The organism is Enterobacter sp. RCC_40 (assembly GCF_041360735.1).
GTDB classification, from domain to species: domain Bacteria; phylum Pseudomonadota; class Gammaproteobacteria; order Enterobacterales; family Enterobacteriaceae; genus Enterobacter; species Enterobacter ludwigii.
Genome location: NZ_JBFUPR010000002.1, coordinates 58,881 through 83,953 on the forward strand (window position 1 = coordinate 58,881; position 25,073 = coordinate 83,953).

19 protein-coding genes and 1 pseudogene are annotated in these 25,073 nt (G+C 50.1%); 15 read left to right on the forward strand and 5 right to left on the reverse strand.

Annotation, left to right across the window (positions count from 1 at the left end; translation table 11 throughout):
* The 8 genes from AB6731_RS08345 to AB6731_RS08380 all read left to right on the forward strand — a co-directional run bounded on the left by AB6731_RS08345 (position 1) and on the right by AB6731_RS08380 (position 12,979).
* Entirely contained in the window at positions 1 to 1,992 is a 1,992-nt protein-coding gene (locus tag AB6731_RS08345) for a hypothetical protein (protein ID WP_371006162.1), read from the forward strand.
* A 1-nt stretch (position 1,993) separates the two neighbouring features.
* Positions 1,994 to 2,443: an N-acetyltransferase family protein gene (locus tag AB6731_RS08350; protein WP_371006163.1), complete on the forward strand. Its 450-nt coding sequence runs from the start codon at positions 1,994 to 1,996 to the stop codon at positions 2,441 to 2,443.
* 2 nt (positions 2,444 to 2,445) lie between these two features.
* A complete protein-coding gene (locus AB6731_RS08355; RefSeq protein ID WP_332951449.1) occupies positions 2,446 to 2,913 on the forward strand; it encodes a hypothetical protein in 468 nt (155 codons plus the stop codon).
* 2 nt (positions 2,914 to 2,915) lie between these two features.
* Positions 2,916 to 5,624, forward strand: coding sequence for a transglycosylase SLT domain-containing protein (locus AB6731_RS08360; protein ID WP_371006164.1), 2,709 nt, complete (start codon positions 2,916 to 2,918; stop codon positions 5,622 to 5,624).
* Positions 5,624 to 8,515, forward strand: coding sequence for a hypothetical protein (locus AB6731_RS08365; RefSeq protein WP_371006165.1), 2,892 nt, complete (start codon positions 5,624 to 5,626; stop codon positions 8,513 to 8,515). The genes AB6731_RS08360 and AB6731_RS08365 overlap by 1 nt, the downstream gene beginning before the upstream one ends.
* A 65-nt stretch (positions 8,516 to 8,580) precedes the next feature.
* The gene (locus tag AB6731_RS08370; RefSeq protein ID WP_371006166.1) at positions 8,581 to 8,922 is read left to right on the forward strand and encodes a hypothetical protein; all 342 of its coding nucleotides are present in this window, start codon (positions 8,581 to 8,583) and stop codon (positions 8,920 to 8,922) included.
* Positions 8,919 to 10,529, forward strand: a complete 1,611-nt coding sequence (gene terL, locus AB6731_RS08375; protein ID WP_371006167.1) for a phage terminase large subunit — start codon at positions 8,919 to 8,921, stop codon at positions 10,527 to 10,529. The genes AB6731_RS08370 and terL overlap by 4 nt, the downstream gene beginning before the upstream one ends.
* 20 nt (positions 10,530 to 10,549) lie before the next feature.
* Positions 10,550 to 12,979, forward strand: coding sequence for a phage tail fiber protein (locus tag AB6731_RS08380; RefSeq protein WP_371006168.1), 2,430 nt, complete (start codon positions 10,550 to 10,552; stop codon positions 12,977 to 12,979).
* A gap of 32 nt (positions 12,980 to 13,011) precedes the next feature.
* Here the strand turns inward: AB6731_RS08380 and AB6731_RS08385 are convergent, their stop codons facing one another.
* Positions 13,012 to 14,856 carry an acyltransferase family protein gene (locus AB6731_RS08385; RefSeq protein ID WP_371006169.1) on the reverse strand — a complete coding sequence of 615 codons (1,845 nt, stop codon included), beginning with the start codon at positions 14,854 to 14,856 and terminating at the stop codon, positions 13,012 to 13,014.
* A gap of 134 nt (positions 14,857 to 14,990) precedes the next feature.
* Between AB6731_RS08385 and AB6731_RS08390 the strand changes: the two genes are divergently transcribed.
* The 4 genes and pseudogenes from AB6731_RS08390 to AB6731_RS08405 all read left to right on the forward strand — a co-directional run.
* Positions 14,991 to 15,221, forward strand: coding sequence for a phage holin (locus tag AB6731_RS08390; protein WP_059312318.1), 231 nt, complete (start codon positions 14,991 to 14,993; stop codon positions 15,219 to 15,221).
* Positions 15,202 to 15,741, forward strand: a complete 540-nt coding sequence (locus AB6731_RS08395) for a lysozyme (RefSeq protein WP_371006170.1) — start codon at positions 15,202 to 15,204, stop codon at positions 15,739 to 15,741. Before AB6731_RS08390 ends, AB6731_RS08395 begins: the two co-directional genes overlap by 20 nt.
* Positions 15,738 to 16,100, forward strand: coding sequence for a hypothetical protein (locus AB6731_RS08400; protein ID WP_371006171.1), 363 nt, complete (start codon positions 15,738 to 15,740; stop codon positions 16,098 to 16,100). The genes AB6731_RS08395 and AB6731_RS08400 overlap by 4 nt, the downstream gene beginning before the upstream one ends.
* Before the next feature lie 470 nt (positions 16,101 to 16,570).
* Positions 16,571 to 17,320 (forward strand): annotated as a pseudogene (locus AB6731_RS08405) (DUF927 domain-containing protein); the annotation flags it as partial.
* Positions 17,321 to 17,581: 261 nt separating this feature from the next.
* Here AB6731_RS08405 and AB6731_RS08410 read toward each other — a convergent pair.
* Positions 17,582 to 18,304, reverse strand: coding sequence for a hypothetical protein (locus AB6731_RS08410; protein WP_126547853.1), 723 nt, complete (start codon positions 18,302 to 18,304; stop codon positions 17,582 to 17,584).
* Positions 18,305 to 18,589: 285 nt separating this feature from the next.
* Here AB6731_RS08410 and AB6731_RS08415 point away from each other — a divergent pair, with 285 nt between their 5' ends.
* Positions 18,590 to 19,732 (forward strand): hypothetical protein, encoded by a 1,143-nt coding sequence (locus AB6731_RS08415; RefSeq protein WP_182268241.1) that lies wholly within the window; start codon positions 18,590 to 18,592, stop codon positions 19,730 to 19,732.
* Between the two features lie 203 nt (positions 19,733 to 19,935).
* On the opposite strand, the gene AB6731_RS08420 is transcribed toward AB6731_RS08415, so the two are convergent.
* Positions 19,936 to 20,577 (reverse strand): TetR/AcrR family transcriptional regulator, encoded by a 642-nt coding sequence (locus tag AB6731_RS08420; RefSeq protein ID WP_371006172.1) that lies wholly within the window; start codon positions 20,575 to 20,577, stop codon positions 19,936 to 19,938.
* A 108-nt stretch (positions 20,578 to 20,685) separates the two neighbouring features.
* On the opposite strand from AB6731_RS08420, the gene AB6731_RS08425 reads away from it, so the two are divergent.
* Positions 20,686 to 21,378 carry a DAPG hydrolase family protein gene (locus tag AB6731_RS08425; RefSeq protein WP_020885264.1) on the forward strand — a complete coding sequence of 231 codons (693 nt, stop codon included), beginning with the start codon at positions 20,686 to 20,688 and terminating at the stop codon, positions 21,376 to 21,378.
* Positions 21,379 to 21,562: 184 nt separating this feature from the next.
* Here AB6731_RS08425 and AB6731_RS08430 read toward each other — a convergent pair whose 3' ends face one another.
* Both AB6731_RS08430 and AB6731_RS08435 read right to left on the reverse strand, forming a co-directional pair.
* The gene (locus AB6731_RS08430) at positions 21,563 to 22,951 is read right to left on the reverse strand and encodes a carbohydrate binding domain-containing protein (protein ID WP_371006173.1); all 1,389 of its coding nucleotides are present in this window, start codon (positions 22,949 to 22,951) and stop codon (positions 21,563 to 21,565) included.
* Positions 22,952 to 23,038: 87 nt separating this feature from the next.
* Entirely contained in the window at positions 23,039 to 23,803 is a 765-nt protein-coding gene (locus AB6731_RS08435; RefSeq protein ID WP_063156359.1) for a LecA/PA-IL family lectin, read from the reverse strand.
* A 785-nt stretch (positions 23,804 to 24,588) separates the two neighbouring features.
* On the opposite strand from AB6731_RS08435, the gene AB6731_RS08440 reads away from it, so the two are divergent.
* Entirely contained in the window at positions 24,589 to 24,948 is a 360-nt protein-coding gene (locus tag AB6731_RS08440) for a LecA/PA-IL family lectin (protein WP_284942198.1), read from the forward strand.
* Positions 24,949 to 25,073: the final 125 nt, after the last annotated feature.

The window sequence follows — 25,073 nt, forward strand, 5'->3', positions numbered from 1 at the left end:
ATGCGCGCGAACCTCATTAAAACCAATTTCACCGCGGGCGAAGTCTCCCCTCGTCTTATGGGGCGTGTTGATATTGCCCGCTACGCCAACGGCGCGAAGATTATTGAAAACGCGGTAGTGGTTGTGCAGGGTGGCGTTGTCCGCAGACCTGGTACCCGCTTTGCGGCGGCCACGAAATTCGGCAATAAAAAATCCCGCCTTATTCCCTACGTGTTCAACCGTTCTCAGGCCTACATGCTTGAATTCGGCGACGGCTACATGCGCATTTATCAGAACGGTAAGCAGCTGGTTCACGGCGACAATACGCCTTATGAAATCGCCAGCCCATACACCGCCGATATGTTAGCTGCCGTGAACTATGTGCAGGGTGCTGACACGATGTTCCTGGTGCATCAGTCCGTCAAACCTCACCGGCTCCAGCGCCGTGGTCAAACAGACTGGGTGCTTGAACCTGCACCGTTCATTGTTGAGCCATTCGACGAGGTGCGCGATACACCGCAAAAATGGTGTAAGCCATCCGTCAAAGAGTTCGTGGGCTCAGAAATTACGCTCACCCTGAGCGATGCGGATCCGGGTGATAATCCAAGCCCACCATTCACCGGCGTGGGCTGGGTTACTCAGGACATTGGTTCTTACGTCCGGATTAACAGTGGTCTGGTTCTCATCAAAAGCGTTACCAGTGCTCAGGTTGCAGTTGGCACAATTCGTACCAACTTAAGCGCTACACAGGCTGCATCACCTGGAGCATGGACTCGCGAAGATACTGTATGGACAGATGAATTTGGCTATCCGGGGGCAGTAACTCTTTATCAGCAACGACTTGTCCTGGCTGGTTCACCAAAATATCCGCAAACAATCTGGTGGAGTGAGGGGGAAGGTGCGTATTTGTCCTTTGAGCTCGGTACTGATGACGATAAAGCGATTAGCTTCACGCTATCTTCTGACCAGCTTAACCCAATTGTGCATCTGGCGCAGATGAATACCTTGATCGCGCTGACCTATGGCGGAGAGTTTACAATAACTGGTGGTAATGATATTGCCATTACACCAACCAGTATTTCGGTGAAAAACCCAAGTCCGTACGGCTGCAACGGGATCCGCCCTGTGCGCGTTGGTACCGAAATCATGTTTGTGCAGCGCGCTGGCCGCAAACTCTACGCGGTAGCGTACGACCCGGACAGCTTTGTTTCCTATTCCGCCAACGATATGACGGTGCTGGCCGAACACATCACCGCTGGCGGTGTGCTGGATATGGCGTATCAGCAACAGCCGGATGCGTTTATCTGGATGGTCCGGGCTGATGGCGCCGCGGTCACGATGGCTATCGACCGTGGTCAGGATGTAATTGCATGGTCACGTCAGGTCACAGATGGCGCGTTTGAGTCGGTGGCGACAATTCCATCGGACACCGACGATGTGGTTTATGTGATCGTCCGTCGTGAGGTAAACGGCCAGACCGTTCGTTATGTCGAGGTGTTCGACAGCAAACTTTATACCGATGCTGCAGTAACCGGCACCGCTAGCGAAGGTTCTGCTACGTGGTCGGGGCTTTCGCATCTTGAGGGGCAGACGGTTGATGTAGTGGCCGACGGTGCGGTTATGCCGCAGTACACCGTATCCTCTGGTCAAATCACCCTGTCACGCCCGGCGAAAAGCGTGGAGATCGGCCTGCACTTCGAAAGCACGATCGAAACGCTTTCGCCAGAGGTTCAGACAACTGAGGGTACTACGCAGAACGCGAAGAAGCGCACCAGCGAAGTGACAATGCGTTTTCTCGAAACCACTGGCGCAGAGTGCAACGGCCAGGTCATTCCGTTCCGCCGGTTCGGTCCAAAAATCCTTAACCAGCCAGCACCGCTTTTCACCGGTGATCACTACTGGGGAAAACTCGGCTGGGAGCGCGGGGAAGATACCCTGCTTATCCAGCAGCGCCAGCCGCTGCCATTCCACCTTCTCGCAATTATTTTCACGTTCACCAGTAACGGGGGCTGACATGGTACGTAACGCAAAAACCGGGGATATCCCGGCGCTGATCGAGCTGGGGGCGCGGATGTATATCGAGTCCCGCTATTCGCAGAATTCACCCTTTGATGAAGAAAAATGCGCAGAGCTCGCCCGCAACCTTATTTCGTCCCCCGCCGGTTGCCTGCTGGTGGCTGAAAAAGACGGTGCTGTAATCGGCTGGCTGGCCGGGGGGATTGCTGAGCAATGGTTCAGCCGTCAGCACATGGCCTTTGAATACGGGTTGTTTATTTCCCCTGAGCATCGCGGCGGTTCTGCGGGCCCACGCCTTGCGAAGGCATTTATCACCTGGGCGGAAGAGCACGGCGCCGCGATCATAAATATGGGTATCACCACGGGCGTACATGAAGAGCGCACCGGTGATTTGTATTCACGTCTCGGCCTGTCGCGTACCGGTCTGCTTTATTCAAAAGAGGTGTAACGATGTGTACCGGGTTAGAGGTGGCGGCAATTGGCGCATCCGTTCTTGCGGCGGGTGGTGCTGTCTATAGCGGTCAGCAGCAAAAGAAAATGTCCAACTACCAGGCGGCGCAGGCGGAAGCAGATGCAGAAGCTGCGCAGGCAGCTGCACGCGTAGAAGCTGATCGCATCCGTAAGGCGGGCAGGGCACAGGCAGCACAGGCAAATGCAGCGCTGGCAGCGTCAGGTGTAGACACCGGGGAAGGTACCGCATTGCGGATTCAGTCCGGCATCGTGGGCGATGCGGAGCAAGATGCGTACCAGACCATTCTGAACGGCGCGAACCAGAGCGCACGGCTCAACGCTCAGGCGTCTGCCGACCGTATCAGCGGCCGTAATGCGTCAACAGCTGGCTACATCAGCGCGGGCAGTTCACTGCTGAGTGCTGGCGGCACAGCTTATAACGGCTGGAAAAAAGCAGGGAGTAAATAACCGTGAGAATACCAACGGGTAATTTTGGCAATGTTACGCCTCAGGCTAACCCGACCCGGATCGGTGTCAGTAATGTTGGTCAGCCAGGTAATGCTGTAGCTGGGCTGGGAGCTGCTCTGGGGCAGACTGTGGATGATTTGCAGCGTACGCAGGATAAAGCAGACGTGGCTGCTACCCAGGCGATACTTACCGATCTCGATGCGAAATCCAGCAACCGCTGGGAAAACCCAGAGACGGGAGCGCTGGTAACCCGACAGGGGTTCAAATCTTCCGGTGTCGGTCTGGATATGGATAAGCAGGATTCTTCCGACTATGAAGAGGCCAGAAAACGCGTACCGCAGAGCCAACTGCAGTATTTTGACGCGCAATGGAAATCGGGCCAGATCCGCCGCGCCAGCACTTACAACAGCTTTGAACGTAGCCAGACTGAACAGGCACAGCGTCAGCAGCTCGATGCGACGGTAAAATCCTCCGTTGAGCAGGAAGCGGGGGCGTTTGACGATCCGCAGGCCGCTGCGCTGATTCGCGGTGCGCGTCAGCACTCCATTTCATTGTATGGCCAGGCGCAAGGCTGGTCGCAGGAGCAAATTGACCAGGCTGTTTCAGAGGCCAATTTGCGGGCTATGGACCAGCGAGCCCAGAATTATGCGGTAACCAATCCTCAGGGCTGGTTAAATGGCGACTTCCCGGTAAAAGATACCGGTGCGCTGGATATGCGAGCCATCGGGATTGTTGAATCCGGCGGTAAGCATTTTAACGCTGACGGCAGCATAATGACTTCGCCAGCCGGTGCGCAGGGTAAATACCAGCTTATGCCGGACACAGGCAAAGAGCTGGCGGCTAAGCGCGGTGTTGAATATAACCCGGCTGACGAAGAGCAAAACGCTCTGCTGGCGAGTGATTACGCAAATCAGCTGTACGGTAAATACGGCTCTGAAACGCTGGCTGGTGCTGCGTATAACTGGGGTATGGGTAACGTTGACAAGCTGATCGCGAAAGCTGGAGACCCACGTAAAGGCGAAATATCTGAGGCTGATTTTATTCGGCAGCTACCTGCTGAAACTCGCGGGTGGCTGGCCCGGTACCGTAAAAACAAAACCGGTCTCGATCCTGTGTCGGTTAACAAAATCGATAACATTGCCGAGTCGAAAATCCGTGAGCAGCGCACAGCCCTGCGCGAGCAAATCGATCCTATTTTGAATAATACGATGGCGCAGCTGTATAACGGCGAAGTTCCTGACGCCATGCCGGATAAAGCATCCATCATGTTTGCGTACGGCGAGCAGGGGGCAAAAGCCGTCAAGCAGCTCGACATCGCGATCAACAATGCCAAAACCTTCCAGGCAATACAGTACGTTTCCCCAGAACAGCAGCAGACGGAAATTGCGAAGTTAAAGCCGCAGGCAAACGACCCGGATTACGCGCTGAAACTCGATGCTTATGGCAAGCTTGGCGCGCTGGTGCAGAAAAGTAACGAGGCGATACAGGCGCAGCGTGATACCCGTCGTTTTAACGAAGCGCTGTCTATGGGCGAGAAACTAGACCCTACCAATAAATCCATGCAAAAAGCCGCCGACGCCACGCCAACAGCGCAAAACTTCCGGATTAACGACGCCACCACTCATGACGGGATCGTGCAGCAGGTGGCCCAGACCGGGATCATTCCTTCGCAGGTAACCACCCAGTTATCGGCTATTTCCCGCGCTCGCAGTCCTGAGGCGGTCCGTCAGGGGGCCGAGTTATTTAATCGTCTCTACGACACTGACCCCGCCTCTGTTGGCGATATGCCAAAGGATATGCAGGGATTCTATCTCACCGTTAAGCAGCTTACCGATTCTGGCATGGCGTCCGAAACCGCTATTGAGCAGGCGCAGAATCTGACCTACAACCAGACCGATGCGCTCAAAGCGCAGCTGGCATCAAACCAGAGCACTAAGGAGTACAAAAAAGATCGCGGCAAAGCGATGGATTCCGCTGTGAGCAGCATGTCGGGCTTCTTTAGCTGGGGTAATCCATCCGCCGATGACGAGACCCCGGAGGCCGCACGTTTCCGCAACGATTACCAGTCGCTGTACGACATCAACTACCGTACCACAGGCGGCAATGCTGATGCGGCGAAGAAAATGACCAACCAGCAGATCGCCCGCACCTGGAGTATCAGCGAGGTAAACGGCGACGCAAAACTTATGAAATACGCGCCAGAGGCGCTCTATAACTACGGTCCGTCAGGCTGGCAGGCGGCACAGTGGAAAGAAGAAAAAGAGAGCCTGATGTATGGCGAGCGCAAGGGTGATATCACCACCAGCCCGACGCAGCTGGGTATTACCTCCGGTAACGCTGCACCTGTAACCAGCAAAACGCCAGAATCGCGTATTGGTGGAGAGCTGGAGATAACTCCTGATGTGCTGACGGCCCGAAATGGCGATTACGCCATCATGGTGCGTACAAAAGATAAGGATGGTATCGAGGCGGTACAACCGTTCTACGATTCGTACGGCAGGCCGATGCGCTGGAAACCGTCACTGGAAGAGTGGGCGCCATACAAAAAAATGCAGGAAGAGCGCGAAGAACATGATCGCAATGAGCTGCAACGGGGCCAGGATATTCGCGGGTTCAAAGATAAACACCGTGCGCTCGATGAGCAGTACAAGCGCCTGCATAACGAGCGCATGGACAGGGTTAAAAATTACTTTTCGTGGAGCACTGAATAATGCCGGTATACGCCACTCCTGAAGAACTGAATAACGGATTCATTCCGGCGGGTAATGTCCTGGCTGCACCTACCGGATTTGATGTGCCTTTGCCTGAAGGTACCAACCCGGCACCTCAGCAGGATGAGCCGTCTGTGTGGGGCGCAGCATTTCGCCAGAATAACTTGCTGGGTCAGATGTTCCGCCCGGCAAAGCAGTTTGAGCCCGTAGACGGATACAATCCGTATGCTGATAAAAACGAGCTGCACGGTTATGAACAATGGGGATCCGCTTTTGCCGATGCCCGCTCGCCGGAAGAAACCGCCTGGCTGAAACAGCAGATTGACGATGAAAACGAGGACCGCAGGGTACTTTCCGAGGCTGGCGGCGAAGGTGTTCTCGCCAGCATTGCCGCAGGAGTTGTCGATCCTGTTACAGTCGCTTCGATGTTTATCCCCGGCGCGCAGGGCGGCGCGGTAGCTCGTATCGCGTCACAGGCTGCAATCGGTGCTGCAGCAACAGCAGCGAGCGAGGTTGCGCTGAATAGTCAGCAGATTACCCGTACATGGGGGGAAAGCGCTTCCCACGTCGCAGCCGGTGCGTTGATGAGCGGTGTATTTGCAGCTGCCGGTGCTGCGCTATCGCCATCTGTCCGCACTGCGGCCACGCGTGAAGTGGCTGACGCCCTCGATAATATGAGCATCACGTCAGCGACGGATACGGCTGCCGCCTCACTCCCGGAAGGGGGCAGCGTCGGCGCGGCGCGAATCAGTGAGGCCACGATCGAGGATCTCACCCCGGCAGCTGGTGGACCGGTCGGTAAACTGGCACGTAAGGCAGGGAGTTATCTGACCCCGTTTACCCGTCTGATGGAGTCGCCGTCGAAAACCTCCCGCCGCACCGCTCTGGAACTGGCAGAGAATAACTACACACTGCAGGGCAATGCCCGCGGCATTGAGACACCCATCGCGGCGGAAACCCGTGTTCGCGGGTGGCGTCGTGAAGAAGCCGCTGTTGTGGTGACGAACAAGCAGGCCTACAGTCAGTATAAAGCCGCTGGCGGTGACCTGAGTTTTTCTCAGTTCCGCGAAGAAGTGGGTAATGCCATGCGCAGCGGAGATGTGCATGCTAATCCGGTGGTGCAGGAGGCGGCGCAGGCAATGCGCACGGTAGTTAATCGGGTAAAAGTGGCGCAGCAAAAGCTTGGCCTGCTACCACCTGACGAGGAGCTAAAAGCCATCGGCCAGGAGAGTTATTTCCCGCGCGTCTACAAAGTCGGCAAGATCGTCAACGAGCGCGATAAATTCCGCGACATGCTGGTTGACTGGTGGTCGCGTGGCGAAAAAACCATGTCCCGCGAAGAGGCAGAAATTACCGCCGATGCCACGATCAATAAAATCGTAGGCGCAAAAATCCCGCAGGATTTCGCAAACGTCTTTATGGTGAAAGCGGCGGGCAGCACCCGGTCGCGTACGCTGAGCGTTCCCGATCGCCTGATGAAAGATTATCTGGAGAGCGACGCCAATTATGTGCTGCAGCGTCACATCCGCGAGGCGTCGGCAGAGGTTGAGCTGACGCGCGCATTCGGTAACAAATCGCTGGAGAAGCAACTCAAGGATATTCAGGACGAATACGATGCGCTGATGCGTCAGAATCCTAAAGACCAGGCAAAACTGGCGAAAGCCCGCGATAACGACATCCGGGATATCACAGCGTTGCGCGACCGCCTGGCGGGCACCTATGGCATGCCAGACGATCCATCATCATTTTTCGTACGCGCCGGGGCGTTCCTGCGTAGCGCTAACTTTGTTACCAAGCTGGGCGGCATGACCGTTTCCGCTATTCCCGATCTCGCGCGCGGTGTGATGGTTAACGGGTTTGGTAATACCATGCGCGGCTACTCTGCGCTAATCACCCGTTCTCCGGCATTCAAGGCCAGCCGCGCCGAACAGTTAAAAATGGCCGTCGGGCTGGAAACCATCCTGCATACACGTGCGCGCACAATGGGTGATCTGGTGGATGGCTCTGCCAGAACTACAGCGGTAGAAGCGGGCATGGAGCGTGTCACCGATGCATTCGGCAAGCTCACGCTAATGGGCCACTTCGATGATATGAACAAATCGGTAAATGGCATGATCACGTCCGACGGCATACTTTCCGGCGCGTTCGCTGGCCGCCGCCTGGCTAAGCTCGGCATCAATGACAACATGGCTGCACGTATCCGCAGTGAGTTCGAAAAACATGGTGAAGTCATAAACGGCTGGCATATCGGTAATTTTGAAAAATGGGACGATCAGCACGTTGCTGGCGTCTTCCAGTCGGCGGTGCTCAAAGACGTTAACAATACCGTTATCACGCCGGGGATCGGCGATACACCGCTGTGGGCCAGCACGCCACTGGGTAAAACTATCTTCCAGTTTAAATCCTTCGCTACCGCATCCTATAACCGTGCCACGCTGGGCGGCCTACAGGAGGGAACCGGTCAGTTTTACTACGGAACCGCTTTTCAGATTGGGCTTGGTGCACTGACATACGCGCTTAAACAGTCTGCAAACGGCAAGGAGGTGGACTGGTCCCCGAATAAGCTGGTTCTGGAAGGTGTTGACCGCTCCGGTATTCTCGGCCCGCTGATGGAATATAACAATATGGCGGAAAAGGCCTCCGGCGGTATGGTAGGGCTTGGGGCCTTGCTCGGTACCGGAACACAGTCACGTTATGCCAGTCGCGGCTTTATCGGCTCTGCGCTTGGCCCAACGTTCGGCCTGCTCGATACCATCACCGACGTGACCGCTGGTGTGCTCAATGGCGATGCCGGCGATCGGGTTCTGCATAACGTGCGTACGCTGCTGCCGGGGAATAACTTGTTCTGGATTGCGCCGCTGATAAATCAGGTTGACCCCGGCATGCGGTAATCGGTCGGGATTCCGACCTTAAACCCGAGCCATCATAGCCCCATGGAGAATCATGGGGCTTTTTTATGCATGCTGACTACAAAACACGCCTGACGGCGCTGACCGATAAACTCACCAATGCTGTACTCGAGGAAGCTGACCCTGAGAACTGGGCGGGAGGTAATAAGCGCGTAGACCAGCTTACCAAACAGGAGCGCGGCGATCGCTACTGGGATAAGAAGAATGCAGCCGCATCACTGACCCTGCTGATTAAGGTGCATTCTCTGGTAGGCATGCAAACACGCGGCGGCACCCCGTCAGGCAATACACCAGAGGATGATGAAGCGTTCGAACTGGGGCAGCAGGTTAGCAAAGCCGAACGGGAAGCGGCCGCCATTATCGAGCGTATTCAGAAAGGGAAAAAATGATCTCCTTTCTGGCCTTCTTCCTGATATGGGCAGAGCGGATGAACTGGGATGTTCCCGACTGCCACTACAAAGCCTGCCACTGGCTGGAGCATCGCGGTAACCTGGCGGTATTGCGATGTTTTCGCGGCTTCGGTAAATCTACCATTCTGGCCGTTTACAACGCCTGGCGGTACTACTGCGATCGGCAGTACCGCATTTTGCACCAGTCTGAATCCGACCCCACCGCGCGTAAAACCAGCCGCGATACGCAGAACGTATTACGCAACCACCCTTTGACAAAAGGCATGCTGCCGGATGGTATCGGCACCGTTGAACAGTGGTGGGTAAACGGCTCGCTGGATATGCGTAACGCTAGCATGTTCGCTAAAGGCATCCTGTCGAACGTTACGGGCTCCCGTGCAAACGAGTGCCAGAACGACGATGTAGAGGTACCTGGCAATATCCAGACGCCGGAGGCGCGCGAAAAACTGCGCTATCGGCTGAGCGAGCAGACACACATTCTGATCCCCGGCGGCCGTAAACTCTTCATCGGTACGCCGCACACGCATGACAGCCTTTATGACGAGCAGGAAGCCGCCGGGGCTGATTGCCTGACTATTAAGTTATTCGATAAAGAAAAGCGCATCGAGGCGAAAGATGCCACGCAGCTGCGCTACGTTCTGCCGTTTCGCCCGGAGTATGTTTTTGCGGGTATCCACAAAGCCGCGCGCCTGCTTGTTGAAGATGTCGACTATAAGCTGACTGCTGACGGGGTAGAGTTTGCTGCTGCGCCAGAGACGGTTATCGATTTCTATTCCGGCTGTGCCTGGCCGGAGCGATTCGACCGTGCAGAGCTGGAACTACGCCGTAAAGAATGCCGCACAGTCAACGAATGGGACAGCCAGTACCAGCTGCACAGTAAACCTGTCGGAGAAGTACGTCTCGATCCTGATCGCATCCGTGAGTATAACCTCCACCCGCAGATCCGCTATGCGAACCGTACGGCCTCGCTCTGGCTGGGTAATGTGCAAATTGTTGGCGCTGTCGCCTGGTGGGATGTGGCCACAGGTAAAGTTAAGGCCGATGCTTCGGCGTTCTCGCTGATGCTGACGGATGCAAGAGGGCATTTGTACTGGCACATTTGCCAGGAACTTACCGGGGAGCTGGCAGAGTTTGACGATAACGACAAGATCACCGGCGGCCAGGTGGCGCAGATCAAAGAGCTGGTGCTCAAATATCAGATCCCTGTGGTATGCGTTGAGGTTAACGGACCCGGCAGCTTCGCGGGCAAATTGCTGCGTCAGGCACTCAAAGGTACCGGGTGCGGCGTACGTGAAGAATTCAGCATTACCAACAAGCAAAAGCGCATCCTCGATGCGTTTGAAGCACCGCTGTCGTCGCGTTTCCTGTGGGCGCACACCGACGTGCTTGACGGCCCTGTCTATGACCAGATGCGCGACTTTAATCCGGCGCTGGCCAACCAGCCAGACGACTTCATTGATTCCGGCGCTGGTGCTATCAGTCAGACCCCGGTGCGTATAGGTAAAGTGGTCGGGATTCCGACCGGACATGCGCGCGAAGATTGGCAGTTAAGTGACGGAGATCATCTGGTCGACGTCGATTACTAACCCTGCCAGAGGTCCTCACCATGTCGGTACCGAATCAGACGCCCTATATTATTTATAATGCCAACGGCCTGACGACCGTCTTTCCTTTTGAGTTCTACATCATCAATGCTAATGACATCCAGGTGACAATAAACGGGGATGTCATTACGAGTGGTTATTCCGTATCAGGTGCGGGAAATGTAGGTGGTGGGGATGTGGTGTTTTTAACTCCACCAGCGAGCGGCTCAGTGGTTATGCTTGAGCGGGTAGTCCCAACCTACCGGCTAACCGACTACCAGGACAACGGCGATCTGCTGGCCGATACTGTGAATAAAGATTTTGACCGTTTATGGATGGCAATTCAAAGGTCATTTATTTATCTCGGTCTGGCTCTTCGTCGTCCGTTACTTGGCGGCCCGTATAATGCAGAGGGATATCGAATTTCTAATGGAGCAGATCCTGTTGAAAAGCAGGATTTCGCAACAAAAAATTATGTTGATACCGTTGCGGCAAATAGCGCTGACATCATTAACCAGAAAATAGATGCCAATTTTGCCAGAACGCTCCGGGTGCCTGAGTCAAGCGTGGATATGCTGGCCCCCGCGAACTACAGAGCGAATAAGGTTTTCGCCTGGGATAGCTTCGGTCGTCCGATTAACATCCCGGCTCCATCAGGCTCAGCTGCTGATGTGTTTATAGAGCTGGCAAAATCGACCGGTGCAGGTCTGATAGGCGCTGGCATGACAACTGTTGACAATCTGCTTGTGAAGTATAGCCCTCTGCGTTACGGGGCGAAGGCAGACGGCTCAAACGACACTGCGGCATTCACCTTATGCGTGGCTGCAATGCCGAGCGGTGCGACAATGGATCTACAGGGCCTGACGTACTCAGTCACTGATATCGAAGTCACCAAGCCGATGCGCATAATCAACGGTACGATCAACGTGCTTTACGGGTCGATGAAGGGTGGGATATATGCACATGACACCAGCAATGTGCATGTCCAAAACATAACCACCATCGTGGATTATGCAAATAAAACATCCTATACGTCTGCTAACGTATCAGGTATTCATTTCGAAAACTGCACCGATATATCCGCGGTAAACTGTACTGCAATCGGCTCAAAAAACGATAACTATTTGGCTACCGGTTCGTGGGGATGTCCTATCCATGCCTATCAATGCGCCCGCGTTTCCTTCCAAAACTGCGTCATTAAAAAGGGTGACAAAGAAGGGTTAATGACTCGCTTCTGCGATGAGGTCTGGATGGATAACTGTCGCGGCTATGAGTGCGGCCAATCTTGCATCGGAACTTCTGGCGGTAATAAAGCCATTATCAATGCCTGTTATTCCGATAAGGCTGGAAATACGGGCATTTCAATGAATAGCCAGAACTCAATCGTCACGAACTGTGTCGTTGAGGCGAATCTGCAATTCCATGGTATTTTAATAGGGCATAGTCATGAAACAGGAGCGTATGCAAGGGAGTGTCTTATTGCAAATAATGTTGTTATAAACGCTGCGTCTAATGGGATTGCGGTCACATATCCGTCAGTCTGTACAATATCCGGCAACTCAATTCGTGATTGTGGTGGCAATGGGATTTTCATAGATAGGCCAGTGGATGTAAACTCAGTAATTACTGTAATAGGTAATACAATATCATCATGTGCCGGATGTGGTATTTATCATTTTGGTTTTGATGATGACTCCGTCTATAGCAATGTAAATATTGCTGGCAATAATATTTACGGATCTACTCTTTATGGTATAAGAGCTTCAGATAATGGATATATTAAGATATCAGGGAACACGATACGTGGTGTCTCATCCGGCCCAGGCATTTTCTGTCAGAGAGGCACGTCCTCAACATCTTCAACGATAAGAGGAAAATACCTAGGTATCACTGATAATTCAATACTGAATGTTTCAGCGTCATCAATCAATAGTATGGGGTTTGAATACGTTGATATATCGAACAATAAAGGGTCGGCAATAAATAGTTCCTCAAGTGTTTTCGGAACATTCATCAAACATGATGCAAATGCAGTTTACTGGAAACTCCCTGGATTCATGAACATTAGCGGCAATGCTTTTAGTGGGATCGTTGGAGCATCTTCACCAGCTGCCATTGCAATAGGTGATGATACAGTCACAACAGGTGGCACTTTGATTATTCGGGGTAATCATATCGATGACACTACAAAGACTCCGTTATCTTATCCAACAACAAGGTTTGGACTGAAATTCGTTGGTAATACACGCGGAGCGGATCCAACTCTAATTGGTGGAATTGTTCTTCCTGCATCTGGTTCTGTAGTTGTTACAAACAGCAATATTACTCCGTTCTCTTTACCATTAGTAACGGCTCGGGGGAATTCTGGATTCTATGTGTCAACATTCGCATTGGGGACGATAACAATAAATAATACTGGAACAAACTCTATGCAGTTGAATGTTTCATTCTAAAAGAAAGGGCCGACTAACTCGGCCCTTTTATTTTAGTTGGATTTGATTTTAGAGAAGATATACTCACCAACTTTAATTGAGTATTTTTTTGTCAAGTGATTGGTGTCAGTGTATACGGGCTCGTTCCCATCAACAATAATGCATTTCCCATTGCTACATAAAGCAGGAGTAGGGTCAATAAAGTGTACGTTTTTATGAGTCTTGGTGTACTCAATGAAACGTTTATTAATTGGAATTACCCTTTCTTCTTGATGCGTTTCGCAACTATTTAATAATCTATTTATAGGCAGCTCCATACTCGCCAGGCATTCATACATAATTCGCTTGCTGCCCTGTGTATCACCTATTATATACAAGTCGCTCATTGAGCCATTTACATCATCAATGAAATAATCCATCTCGCTAATAATATCATTAGGTAGGTTGGTATTGCTTGTGGTTGGCTCGCCGATCTCCCCGTTACGCCATGTCATTGCCCATATAACCTTTTTGCCCGGATGCGCGTTGATAAATTCAACGGCTTTGATATATCTGTTTTTGCAAATTTCTCTAATTTTTTCTGACCAATTAAGGGGATTCATGAAGTGCTTTGTAATCTCACAACCATCAGTTGCAAGTGAGGCAACCTTCATACCACTTGATTTAAAGTATGCATAGTAGTGTCGGGCATGGCTATCACCTATCAAAATATAATCAAAATTCTTTTCATCTGCATTGAAATACTGAACATCTTCAACTGAATTTAACCCCAAATGCCCCTCGTTAAGGCTTCTGAACTGAGCCTTGGGAAGTTTGTATTGCTGATTTGATACTCTGCTGGCAACTCCGTCAAGACTGACATACCATGATGCAATGATCACTACCATGAAACAAGCGACAGCCCCATACCCGTAATTCCGTCTTTTCTCTATGCATTCATAAATAATGTATGAAATAAACAATACGAAAGCCAGATACCATTGGAATGCCACTTGAATATCTAATTTGTGGAGTATTACTAATACAGGCCAGTGAACGAGGTAAATAGAATAAGACCAAAGCCCTACTTTCCTTATAAGATAACCTGAAAAAACAGAATCTTTGTTATTGGCTAGGATGCATAAATATGCGCCGAAGACAGGTAATAATGCTATGTATCCTGGCCATGGTGTCGATTCACTTATTGTAAATAATGATAATAATATTATTGCCAGACCAGCGATTTCAATGTAATTCCTTTTTTTATCGCTGCACTTAATCGGGTATATGAATGCTATCCCTCCCAGCATCATTTCCCAAGCTCTTGAATATAGCATGAAGTACGATGACACAGGATCTCGCATAGTGATATAGGCGCACCAAGTAAATGATACCAAAGCAGATACAAGGATTACTAATTTCAGGCTTTTTAAGGAAATGATTCTACTAAGAGCATATATTACTATTGGGTATAGGATGTAGAACTGCCATTCAACGGATAATGACCACGTATGTAGTAATGCCTTTCCTTTGGACTCAGTGTCAAAATACCCTGCTTCTGATTGATATATATAATTCGAAACAAATGTCAAGCTACTTAATGCATGCTTACCTACTAATTGATACGAGCTTGCATCAAAGCAAAGATATCCAGCAATAAGCATTAAAGTAACTACAGCTGTTAAGGCTGGAACAATTCTTTTTGCGCGGGCCTTTAAGAATGACCAAATAGAGAAGGTGTTTGATTCTAGACCCCTAAAAATTATAGATGTCATCAAAAAGCCAGATATCACAAAGAAAACATCTACACCAGCGAATCCGCCAGTTATAGTCTGATCTGAATAGTGGAATGCTACAACTGATAAAACAGCCAGAGCCCTTAATCCATTAATATCTTCTCGGAAGCTTTTAACATTCATATTCTTAACTGATTTTGTTATTGGTATTTTAGATTATCATTTTTACGTAAGTTTCGATAGTCGGGATTCCGACCGCTAGTCAGCCTTACCCTCGCCGAACTAAACAAAATTCCCTCTGGGGGTAAGGTATGAGGATGAACAACCTTTCAGACGCAGCGGCGGGGCTGTCGTACGGCACATCTATTGGCAGCTTTGGTTACTGGCTGCTGCAACTCCTCGATAAAGTGAGTCCAAGCCAGTGGGCTGCTATTGGGGTACTCGGCAGTCTCTTGTTGGGTCTGCTCACCTACCTGACAAATCTCTATTTCAAAATCAAAGATGACCGTCGGAAAGAGGCTCGGGACAATGGCTACCAGCAAAACTAAGCTCAGCGCAGCTGTTTTGGGGTTGATTCTTGCTGGCGCTTCTGCCCCGCAAATCCTCGATCAGTTCCTGAATGAGAAAGAGGGCAACAGCCTCACGGCGTACAGAGACGGGGGCGGCATCTGGACAATTTGCCGTGGCGCCACGATGGTTGATGGTAAACCGGTGATGCAGGGCATGAAGCTGACGCAGGCGAAATGTGACCTGGTAAATGCCATCGAACGGGATAAGGCTCTCGCCTGGGTTGACCGGAATATAAAGGTGCCGCTGACTGAACCACAGAAAGCAGGTATCGCTTCGTTCTGCCCTTACAACATCGGCCCCGGTAAATGTTTCCCCTCAACGTTCTATAAGCGCATCAATGCCGGTGACCGTAAAGGTGCATGCGAGGCGATCCGCTGGTGGATTAAAGACGGTGGCCGCGACTGCCGCCTGACCAAAGGCCAGAAGAATGGCTGTTATGGTCAGGTTGAGCGCCGGGATCAAGAAAGCGCACTGACATGCTGGGGGATAGACCTGTGACCATTAAATCGAAGCTGTTATCGCTGGCCGTGCTGCTGGCGCTCTTTGTTGGTACGTATTATGCCGGTTACCTGAAAGGCTGGTATGCGCACAGCGACAAGGTAAACAGCGAGCATACAGAAAAGAACAAAAAAGCTGAGAAAGCCGTCGCCAGCGGGGAGCAGAAAGCGGCAGCGGCCAGCGCAGAGGGCAAGGTGATTTACCGGACCATTTACCGAGACGTGGTGAAATATGTTAACGACCCGAATCATATTAAGTGCGATTTTGACGATCATGCTGTGCAGCTGCGGCAGCGAGCCCTCGATGCGGCCAACTCCATCAGCGGATTTGATGCAGGAGCCGTGCAAGGGAGCGAGTAAAGCTGGAACAGACAGCGACGAAGATCTGCAGGCGGACATCGAAACAGCGGAATGCCTGCGCCAGTTACGGCTGGATAAATATCGCTGGCAGGCGTGGTACAGGGCTACTGAATAGCCCGTTTTGTTCCTCAATCGGGAGCGAAATCAAAAACGGGTATCAATTCGGGTATCTACCTTGTTTTTAAAAATAAAACACAGTAAATACATGTGGTTATTTTCTGTGTTTTACTCCTATTATCGGCACCACTCAAGCATCTCTCAAAGCCCACTCAAGTCCTCTGGAACCCTTTATACTCTAGCTTTAAGCCCTTTCTCATTATTTTGAGGTCTAGCGAAGTACTCCTTAATCTACAGCATTTTGGGGGTATATTCGGGGGTATATGCTGTTCGGTCTAAAGGAGATACTTCCAATGAAGCTAAACGCCCGACAGGTCGAGACCACTAAGCCAAAGGACAAGCCATACAAGATGGCTAACGGCTTTGGTCTGCATTTCTACGAACAGTCGAGTGCAGGTAAAACCACGACCGCGAACGTTGCCGCCAGCCTGTACGGAAAACCTGATCTGTTACGCCTGACGTAGTACGGGACGGCGTTGGGGCTGGCAAATGAAGCAGCGGCCCACAATGAGGCGCTGATGCCCCTGGATGAAATCGGTCAGGGGGTTTGACCCTGTGGAGATCTATAAGTCTGCCTACGCGCTGTTTAACGGCACGGGCAAGCTGCAGGGCGCGGAGGAGGGTGGCAACCGTGAGCTAAAACGCTAGCGAACGGGGGAGGTGATTACCGGATGGGATGCACAGACCTGCCGCGATGCCATACAGCACAGCTTTAATGCTTGGGTCCGCGAGTTCGGTACCGGAAACAAGGGATACCAGCAGGTCATTGAACAGTGCGAAGCCTTTCTCAACGCGTACGGTATGAGCCGCTTTGCGCCGCTGGATTATGTATGACCCGCGTGATTTGCCGATTCACGAACTGTACGGCTACAGGGATAAAGGGGCTGACTTCGACGAGCCGGTTCTGCTTTATGTCCTGCCTGATCCATTCAAGAATGAAGTGGCCAATGGCTTCAATAAGGACATAGTCGCAAGAATTCTCAGTGAGTCGGGGGATACTGAAAAAGCCTGCCCACGGGAAAGAGTGGCAAGTTAAAACGCCGCGGTTAAAGCATCTCAATAATGCTCAGCCATGGACTTATGTTTTGCTGTTTGCCCCTGAATTGGGTGAAGAAAAACGCAGTAACAACATGATTTTTAGTTGCCTCAGTTGCCTCAGAGCTTGTTTGTTTTACTATCTTATTAATATATCTGATTTTTATTGGTTTTTTTGAGGCAACCTGATTTCAGCGCCAGTTGCCTCAAATCACCCCTGAGTTGCCTCACATTTTGAAATTAAATCCTTTTAATACAGTTATTTGTGATTTTTGAGGCAATGAGGCAACTGAGACAACTGTTTTTTATATATCTAAACGTGTGTTTTTCTATTTCAGTAGTTGGGACAATAGTGTCTCTGCTGCCGCACCCAAAAGCGTGTTTACTACCGGGTTCTTCAGGAGGGCAGCAAGCTTTGATTTAGCCTCTGTGTCACCACTTCTGGCGACCTCATCCACAAGCTGTTGGATAGTCATATTGATAGTCTGGGACTGGGTATTGCCGTCACCGATCTGGACTGGGCTGTTGGGACCATTGAAATTAAAAACATTATTTGAACTGGGCTTATTTGCTTTCATCTTTTCTACATTCACCTCGCTAACAATAACTTCCTGCATAAATTGAATGTGACGGGATACGTCGGTTTTTGGAGGGAAAGTCATCCCATCCCCTCGCAGTATGCGGTCCGTTTCAGCCATTCTGTCATAAATCCTGATTACCATTCCGTAGAGCATATCGCCAATATCATTGAGGGCATCATCCGTTGGTAAATTGCACTCTTCTGCGAGCTCTCGAGTTTTCTTGATAAGCTCGAGGCTCCGTAGCTTGATGTAGGGGTCAATAAAATCCCCCCAGAATACATCCCTGACAGAGCCGGAAAATACCACTCCCTCGTAGCTGATATCTGTTTTGTTCGGGCGAGGAATTACCAGTTTATGACCCGACTTGAGAAAACGCCATTTGTCGATTAGCTGGAAGAGTTCGGCCTGTGTTTCTTGAATAAAGCGATTAAGGCGGGGATTGAGAGGCGAGACGCGTCTTTCTGAGTTCATTCTATAGGCTCCCAAAGTTTTTACAGAAACTAGCAAAAAGGACTCGAAATGCAACCTCATCCCCGACGTGGCAAAGATGCTGTATCGAATTTCTACAACGATACATCGGGAGCCATCAACCCTAGCACGGCTGGAGGTATGGATGCTGATAGACTGGTGAGGCGTATCGAACAGGAACAGTCGGAGGACATTCACCAAGCATTGAACATGACCAAGACTGACAAATTCTAATACGTCTAACTTCCTGATAGGATTAATCCGAATACTTTCAACTGGGATAGGGATATGAAGAAAACTTTGATTGCAACATTAGTGGGCATAACGATGTTAACCGGGTGTGGGCCACAAGAGTTAACCCCGGAACAAAAACAGGAAGTTGCGGCTCTTAAGGCTGAGCTATCACAGACTGAGGGCGAAATCTCAGCAGCAAAAGAAGTTGATCAACAATTTTCTGGTGGACTGATCAAGAATTTAACCACCGCAAGACTGGAAGTTTTGGGAACGAATAAGGCTCTTTTAGAGCAGCGTATAAATGCTATTGAGTCCGGTGCCAAAATTGATGTAGTAGTCTCTGGTACCAAGCCAGACCCTGAACTTGCGGCCTCTATTAAAACAGAGATCGATAATCTGACTGCAAAAATCAACGAAGCTAAAGCAGATGCCAGCCAGTACACTGGCGGTTTGATACAGGTACTTAAACTATCAGCCGTTGCCACTGAAGAACAAAGCATGGCTATGCTGCAGCAAAAATATCTAACCGCTAAGTATGGTCTCGCTGAAGTTAAGCTTGCACCAATTCAGGATAATGCAGCAACCGCCAGTGGCAAGAAGGAAGCAACGGCTAAAACTACACAAGAACAACCCCCACTGCTGCCGCCCGCTGAAGGCCCGTTCGGGCTTGAGGCTGGTCTAACCCAGAAAAATATCGAAGATATGATCGGGGCAAAGCTAAAGCCACTACCTGACAGCGTGAATCTGTATACTTCCGATAAACTACCGAAGCAAAACGCAGATTTTGAAATGTATGGTTTGTTGATCTCGCCTAAAGCTGGCTTATGTCAAATTAGGGCTGTCGGTAAAAACATTGATACCGATAGCTATGGGCTTGCTTTGAAATCAAGGTTTGAAGATTTGAGTAGCTCGTTAAGCTCACTTTATGGAAAGGCCGAAACCACAGACCTTTTACTGGCTGGTTCAATCTGGAAAGAGCCTCAGGACTGGATGATGGGGCTAAATAAAAAAGAGCGCTTCCTATCCGCCACTTGGAAGGGAACAAAAGAAACGCCGCTAAAAAATAATATTGCTGCTATTTCTATCGAAGCCAGAGCGAACAGTTCTGCACAGGGATATGTTTACCTACAGTATACATTTACAAATGATGATGTTTGTCAGGCGGAGATTGAGGGAGCGAAAAAGAGCTCTCTATAACTAATCATGCAAAAGCCTCATGAATTGGGGCTTTACTGATGTTGATATAAAAAATATTGTGTCTAACGGGAGAAATATGAATTCACGTCATTACCGCTATGGTTAACAGTTACTATCAGAGATGTAAGTACGTAGCGACCTGTAGTTGTATAGCTTGAACAGACACTAAGCGTGACACTCCACACGAATCGCCAGGTACTATGTCATTCATCATCTTGCCTGAATATAAGTAAAATAAAAGGCATACAAGAATCCAAATGTGCCTCAATATCGATTTTCTCAACGGGATCAATTAAACCAATCGCCGCCTGCCGAAGAGGTTCGGCGATACACATGGCGAGTATGACTTTGGCACTGGTATCTGCAGGTAACATCGGCAACCAGCTCTGTTTTTGCTGTCGTATAATCCACTCAGTGAGTAATTGTTGGCCACGCGCTATGCCATTTTCATTGTATTTCTTGAGGAGATTATCTTTACCAGGAAATTCAGTATTGAGAAGGCGAAACATTTTCACGGCGGTTACTGATAGCGCCTGACCACAAATCGCAGCCAGTAATTTTCTTAACGCCGGTAAAACGTCATTCTTATCTGTCGGATCGCTCTGCAGGAGTGGGGCGTAGTTATCCGTCCAGTTTCGAACCGAAAGGCCAAGCAATTCCTCCCTGTTTTTCGCAAAACGATAGACGGTCTTTTTGGCAACGCCTGCATGCGATGCAACCGCCTCAATTGTTGTGGCGTCATAGCCTTTGTCAAAGAGCAAGGCCATCGCGCTACCAATGATTTGTTTCTTCACCTCTTCCTCAGGGACTGAGGGGCGTCCGCGTGGTTTGGTTGGTTGGGTCATCCTTGAGATTCCTTTTCGCTTGTCATACGACCATTCTATCGGTAATGTTTAGGAAACGCACTTCGTTTCCTAAATAGTTCGAACTTCCCAATGCTAATGGAGAAAAAAATGCGACAACACGATATTGCCAGGCCCTGGCTGGATTATTCGGCATTGCTTGATCCTTCTCCCATGCCGCTGGAGACAGGTATTAAACGTCTGGATGACGGGAGTCTGCTGGTCGCCGTACGCACTGATTTACATGGCTGCAAAGGACGTATGATTAACTGGTGGTTTACCTTCTTTGAAACGACGCAGCATATAAAATGGTGGCATCCCGTTGATCATGTTGAACATCGTGGATGGGACGCCAACTGGAAGCGTGGGGAAAGTTTTTACGGCGCAAGCATCCATGCAGTTGAATCATTAGCTGAAATTCCTCCCATTCCCGCGCGCCTTAAATTCCATCACCCTGCATCGGTATTTGGCGAAATGGCTGTCGACAAGGCAATGGCGGATGGGAGTGTCTCGGCAATCATTGCCGCAAGGATAGGCTTCGGTGAAAAAACTGAACTGGATAGTCAGGGCGACCCGCTGGACGGACAAATGCTACATGTTGTCCGGGATACGCCTTTTGGGTGTGTGCTGCGTAGCCGGTTTATTCTGGGTATGAGTAATGACGACCACGCTGAACCTGCCGATGACGTCGGATTAGCGCTTATGCGACACTGTTATACAGAGTTCACGTTCTTGTCTCGTTTCCTGCCTTCTCTGTATTACGGCGAGAAAGCGAATGATGAGAAAATTGCGCTTCCCTGGTAACACGCAGGTTTAACTGCTCAGGTAAACCTGTCGACGAGGGTAATCATGCCCACCGTGTATTACCGGGCCAGACCAACGTTATCTCAAGCGTGACGCACACTGGCTAAGCAGTGATGCCTGGTTTAACCAACGCGTAGCCAAACCGGCATCACTTCATATCTGAAATGAAGTCAGCGTAACAAAATCAATCGACGGATTTTACTGTGATTCCAGTAATGCTGAAATCGTTACCATCGCCGCTGGCTTTATGGCTGAAAATTTCCAGCACATTATCGCCCTGCGCCGCCGTAAACTCTCCTGACAGCGTGACCCACTCGCCTTTCACGGCAAGTGCTGTAACCGAGGTAATATCCTGGCCTGCCACCCGCAGTGACAGTTCGGGTATCACCTTGTAGTCATTGTCCCTGCGAGCCTGAAGGCTGAAGCGATAGCGTTTCCCCGGCAGGAGTTCCGAATAATGTTTATAAAGCAGCACGCCATTGTGTGTCCGGCCTTTAACATTGGTGGTCGGAAAACGAATCATGGTCGCACCACCTTCTGAGTAAAACTCATGCTCAGGCGTTGCCGGTCCGAACTGCCAGTTATTCAGATGATTATTCGTAAACTTACTCTCATCCAGGAATGGTTTTGCTGGCGGCTCGGGACTGACAGGGGGAGTGTCCGGCGCAGCGGGGGGTGAGGAGGGGGTCACCGGTTTGTTGTGATGTTCCTGACACGGGCAAGGGGGCGTATTCTCTTTGCAACGGCAGTCGCTGGCGCAAGCGTCAATCAGGTTCTTAAGCACATCAGCAAGCGTATTCACCGCCCGGACAATCTCAGGGGCCTGTGCGCACAGATCGCTGCCATTATCAGGCGTCTTCGCTGGCGTTTTGCCTTCCAGCGCATCTGCTTCTTCTTTTTTGTTTGCCACGCTGTCGTGTTGCGTGGCCTTACTGGCGCAAATGGTGCTTTTTAAAACCGAGGCAAAATCGGCAATGCCGGAGGTGTAGATATAATGCTCACCACCCGTACGAAGCGCTAGGCGCTTGTATTCCCGAACCATGGCTTTCTCATCATCCGGGGTGGGATAAGGTAATGAGACATGAGGCGTGCCCAGATAGGAGTGGATTTTGACACCGTACTCCAGGGCGGTGGCAATGGCATCATCGCAGGCTTTGATGCGGCCCGCATCCAGGGTCATCTCCCCGCCTTTCAGACTTTCGTCTCCCAGCACAAAAACATTCTTTTCAGCGCCGTCACGCCAGTTGTAATGACGGATAACGTCCTCCGCAGCAGGCGCCACATCTTCCTGAGCGGGGTTCCCCTCTTTGACATACTCTCTGCCTTTCAGGGCGGACGGGTTAGCACCGGCCTCGCTCGTCAGGAACTGACGGACCGTTTTATTAAATTTGGTGCCGGCAAAAACGCCTTCAATACCCAGAAAATCAGTTCGTAAATCCGAAGGGCAGGCTTTTCTGGCCTCCTCAATGGCGCTCTCAAGTTTTGCACAGAGCGCTTCCGCTTCATCCTTCATTGAAAGACTGCTGTCGATGATGAAAACCAAATCAACTTTTTTATTGTCCATAATGCTCATATCAGGGGCTCCATTAACGTTCATTTTTGTTTTCCAGTGAACCGGCAGGGAAGGCAGTGGATGGCACGTTGCCTCCCTGCGGGCATTTCAACCGAGCACAACAAACCTGACGTCATAGCCTCCCGTATTATTGGCGTATTCAGACGCAACATTTGTATCGTTAAAAATGAATGAAATTTCGCCATCAGCAGGGACTTCCCAGTCGCTACCGCCGCTTCCGATACCGTAAATATGCTCACCCGCTTTGATCAGTAATTTCCCCGCCAGTGCTTCTGGCAGGACAAAAGTGGGATCCGGTTTTTGTGCTGACGGATGCTGGCTGTCGCCGTCAGGTCCAAAGCTGCGACCGCGGCTGTCGTACTGAGCGGTACCGGCAGCAATCAGCATCACCTTGTCCCCTTTGCTCACGGATACGCCGGTGTGGGTCCAGTCACTGCGCGTTGCGGGAACATGACCTTTCCAGTCCGCCTTTTGAGCCGCCGCTTTCTTTTCGTCTTCAGCGATATACACAACCGCGCTGAAAGCGCCGCTGTTGTCGCGATGTGAAGAGTCACTGACCACGAGAATCAGCTCGCCGTCTTCCGGTACCGACCACTGGTAAACACCACTGCCAATGTCATAGCTTTTTCCGGATGCACTGAATCGGGCTTTCAGCACCTTATCGTTCCGTAAGACAAAGCCCTCTTTTAGCCTGCCGTATGGCGATGCCAGGGCGTAGTCTTCCTTACCGTATTTAATCCATCCTTCCGCAATAATACTGATTTTTTGCCCGGTTTTTAGTTTAAGTCCGGTATTAATACCCGTGTCAGCAGTTGCATCAATATTGCCCGACCATGCAGGTGAAACAGTCATATAATTCTCCGTAATCGTGACAGCGTAGAGCGTCCAGCTTGTCAGTGGTATGAGGTAATAAATAGCCTACAGATAATGTTTTTGTTACTAAGGGGTACGGCATTCACAATCAGAATATAAACAGATATGCCGCTCAGCAAATAATATTATGGAAATGATGCTGATGATTTTCGTTCGTCTCCCGTCTGCTGCAGTTCTGCGAATTAAATATTAGGATTAATCTCATGCTGTATTTTGTTACTCCAGAGCGGTAATGCGTGTGAGTGAGAGGTATATGTTGAAACCAAAAAAGTAATAGGCATGGTAACTAAGTGGATACTTGTTAACCCATTCCTTTTCCGTCGTGGAGGTGAGAAATTAAGTTGAGAGGTAGAGGTTTTTTATTGGGCGGATATCACGGCAGGCGGTGCTGTAATGCGCCCTCTCACTGCTTTGTGTACCTATTATTACCGCCTGTCAGGTAAGATAATTAATTTACTAAAGGTATAATTACAGTCATGATTAAAAGTGCGATTACTCCTATAGTTAACATTAAAATCAATTATAAATCAGTATCTTAGTTGTTGGTTGTGTTGGTGGATTTATATAAATCGCAGCGTAAAAAAAGAAATCGAATTATTCTTTCGACATAAGCTTGGTAAAGATAAATATATTCATATGCATCCATGATGAAACGTTATGAATACTTAGTGTGATGTCTGTCACATGCAGGGGAGTTTTGTCTTTGATTGATGCAAAGCACGCATCAAATGTAATGTTAATGAAGTTTGATAAAGGAGAATAGCATGACGGCTAAGCCAGAGTGGTCCGGAGAAGTTCCTGCAAATATTCCTTCCGGTATTAATACAGGCCTGCAACTGAATGCCGGTGATGAGATAACGATAATGGCCTCTGGCTGGATTAAATACGGTAAAGAAGAATTTGCGCTGGCGGTGCCGGATGGCAGGGTGAAAGAAGGGCTCATTACCTGCAATGATAAGGTGCTCAAGGCGAGATTTGATACTTCTGGCAAAGGTTATGATATAGGCGGTGGAGTATATAAATGGGCGACTCCCCAGAGCGGTACCCTGCATCTGTATATTGCCGATACAGAGGTTGGATACTCTGATAATACCGGCAGTTTCAGCGTCAATGTATACCGATAAGAACGGGTCGTTTCGGATACAGCGATTTCAGCCCCATTGATATGGCGGCAGGGATTATGTCCGGCGTTCTCAAACCGATATCTTATTCATTCCAATATTATTCGCAGAACTCAGCAGATGATAAG

Bases quoted from the DNA above. Each gene is read 5' to 3' on its own strand.
- AB6731_RS08345 (WP_371006162.1), top strand. From the start codon at position 1: ATGCGCGCGAACCTCATTAAAACCAATTTCACCGCGGGCGAAGTCTCC.
- AB6731_RS08350 (WP_371006163.1), top strand. From the start codon at position 1,994: ATGGTACGTAACGCAAAAACCGGGGATATCCCGGCGCTGATCGAGCTG.
- AB6731_RS08355 (WP_332951449.1), top strand. From the start codon at position 2,446: ATGTGTACCGGGTTAGAGGTGGCGGCAATTGGCGCATCCGTTCTTGCG.
- AB6731_RS08365 (WP_371006165.1), top strand. From the start codon at position 5,624: ATGCCGGTATACGCCACTCCTGAAGAACTGAATAACGGATTCATTCCG.
- AB6731_RS08370 (WP_371006166.1), top strand. From the start codon at position 8,581: ATGCATGCTGACTACAAAACACGCCTGACGGCGCTGACCGATAAACTC.
- terL (WP_371006167.1), top strand. From the start codon at position 8,919: ATGATCTCCTTTCTGGCCTTCTTCCTGATATGGGCAGAGCGGATGAAC.
- AB6731_RS08380 (WP_371006168.1), top strand. From the start codon at position 10,550: ATGTCGGTACCGAATCAGACGCCCTATATTATTTATAATGCCAACGGC.
- AB6731_RS08385 (WP_371006169.1), bottom strand. From the start codon at position 14,856: ATGAATGTTAAAAGCTTCCGAGAAGATATTAATGGATTAAGGGCTCTG.
- AB6731_RS08390 (WP_059312318.1), top strand. From the start codon at position 14,991: ATGAACAACCTTTCAGACGCAGCGGCGGGGCTGTCGTACGGCACATCT.
- AB6731_RS08395 (WP_371006170.1), top strand. From the start codon at position 15,202: ATGGCTACCAGCAAAACTAAGCTCAGCGCAGCTGTTTTGGGGTTGATT.
- AB6731_RS08410 (WP_126547853.1), bottom strand. From the start codon at position 18,304: ATGAACTCAGAAAGACGCGTCTCGCCTCTCAATCCCCGCCTTAATCGC.
- AB6731_RS08415 (WP_182268241.1), top strand. From the start codon at position 18,590: ATGAAGAAAACTTTGATTGCAACATTAGTGGGCATAACGATGTTAACC.
- AB6731_RS08420 (WP_371006172.1), bottom strand. From the start codon at position 20,577: ATGACCCAACCAACCAAACCACGCGGACGCCCCTCAGTCCCTGAGGAA.
- AB6731_RS08425 (WP_020885264.1), top strand. From the start codon at position 20,686: ATGCGACAACACGATATTGCCAGGCCCTGGCTGGATTATTCGGCATTG.
- AB6731_RS08430 (WP_371006173.1), bottom strand. From the start codon at position 22,951: ATGAGCATTATGGACAATAAAAAAGTTGATTTGGTTTTCATCATCGAC.
- AB6731_RS08435 (WP_063156359.1), bottom strand. From the start codon at position 23,803: ATGACTGTTTCACCTGCATGGTCGGGCAATATTGATGCAACTGCTGAC.
- AB6731_RS08440 (WP_284942198.1), top strand. From the start codon at position 24,589: ATGACGGCTAAGCCAGAGTGGTCCGGAGAAGTTCCTGCAAATATTCCT.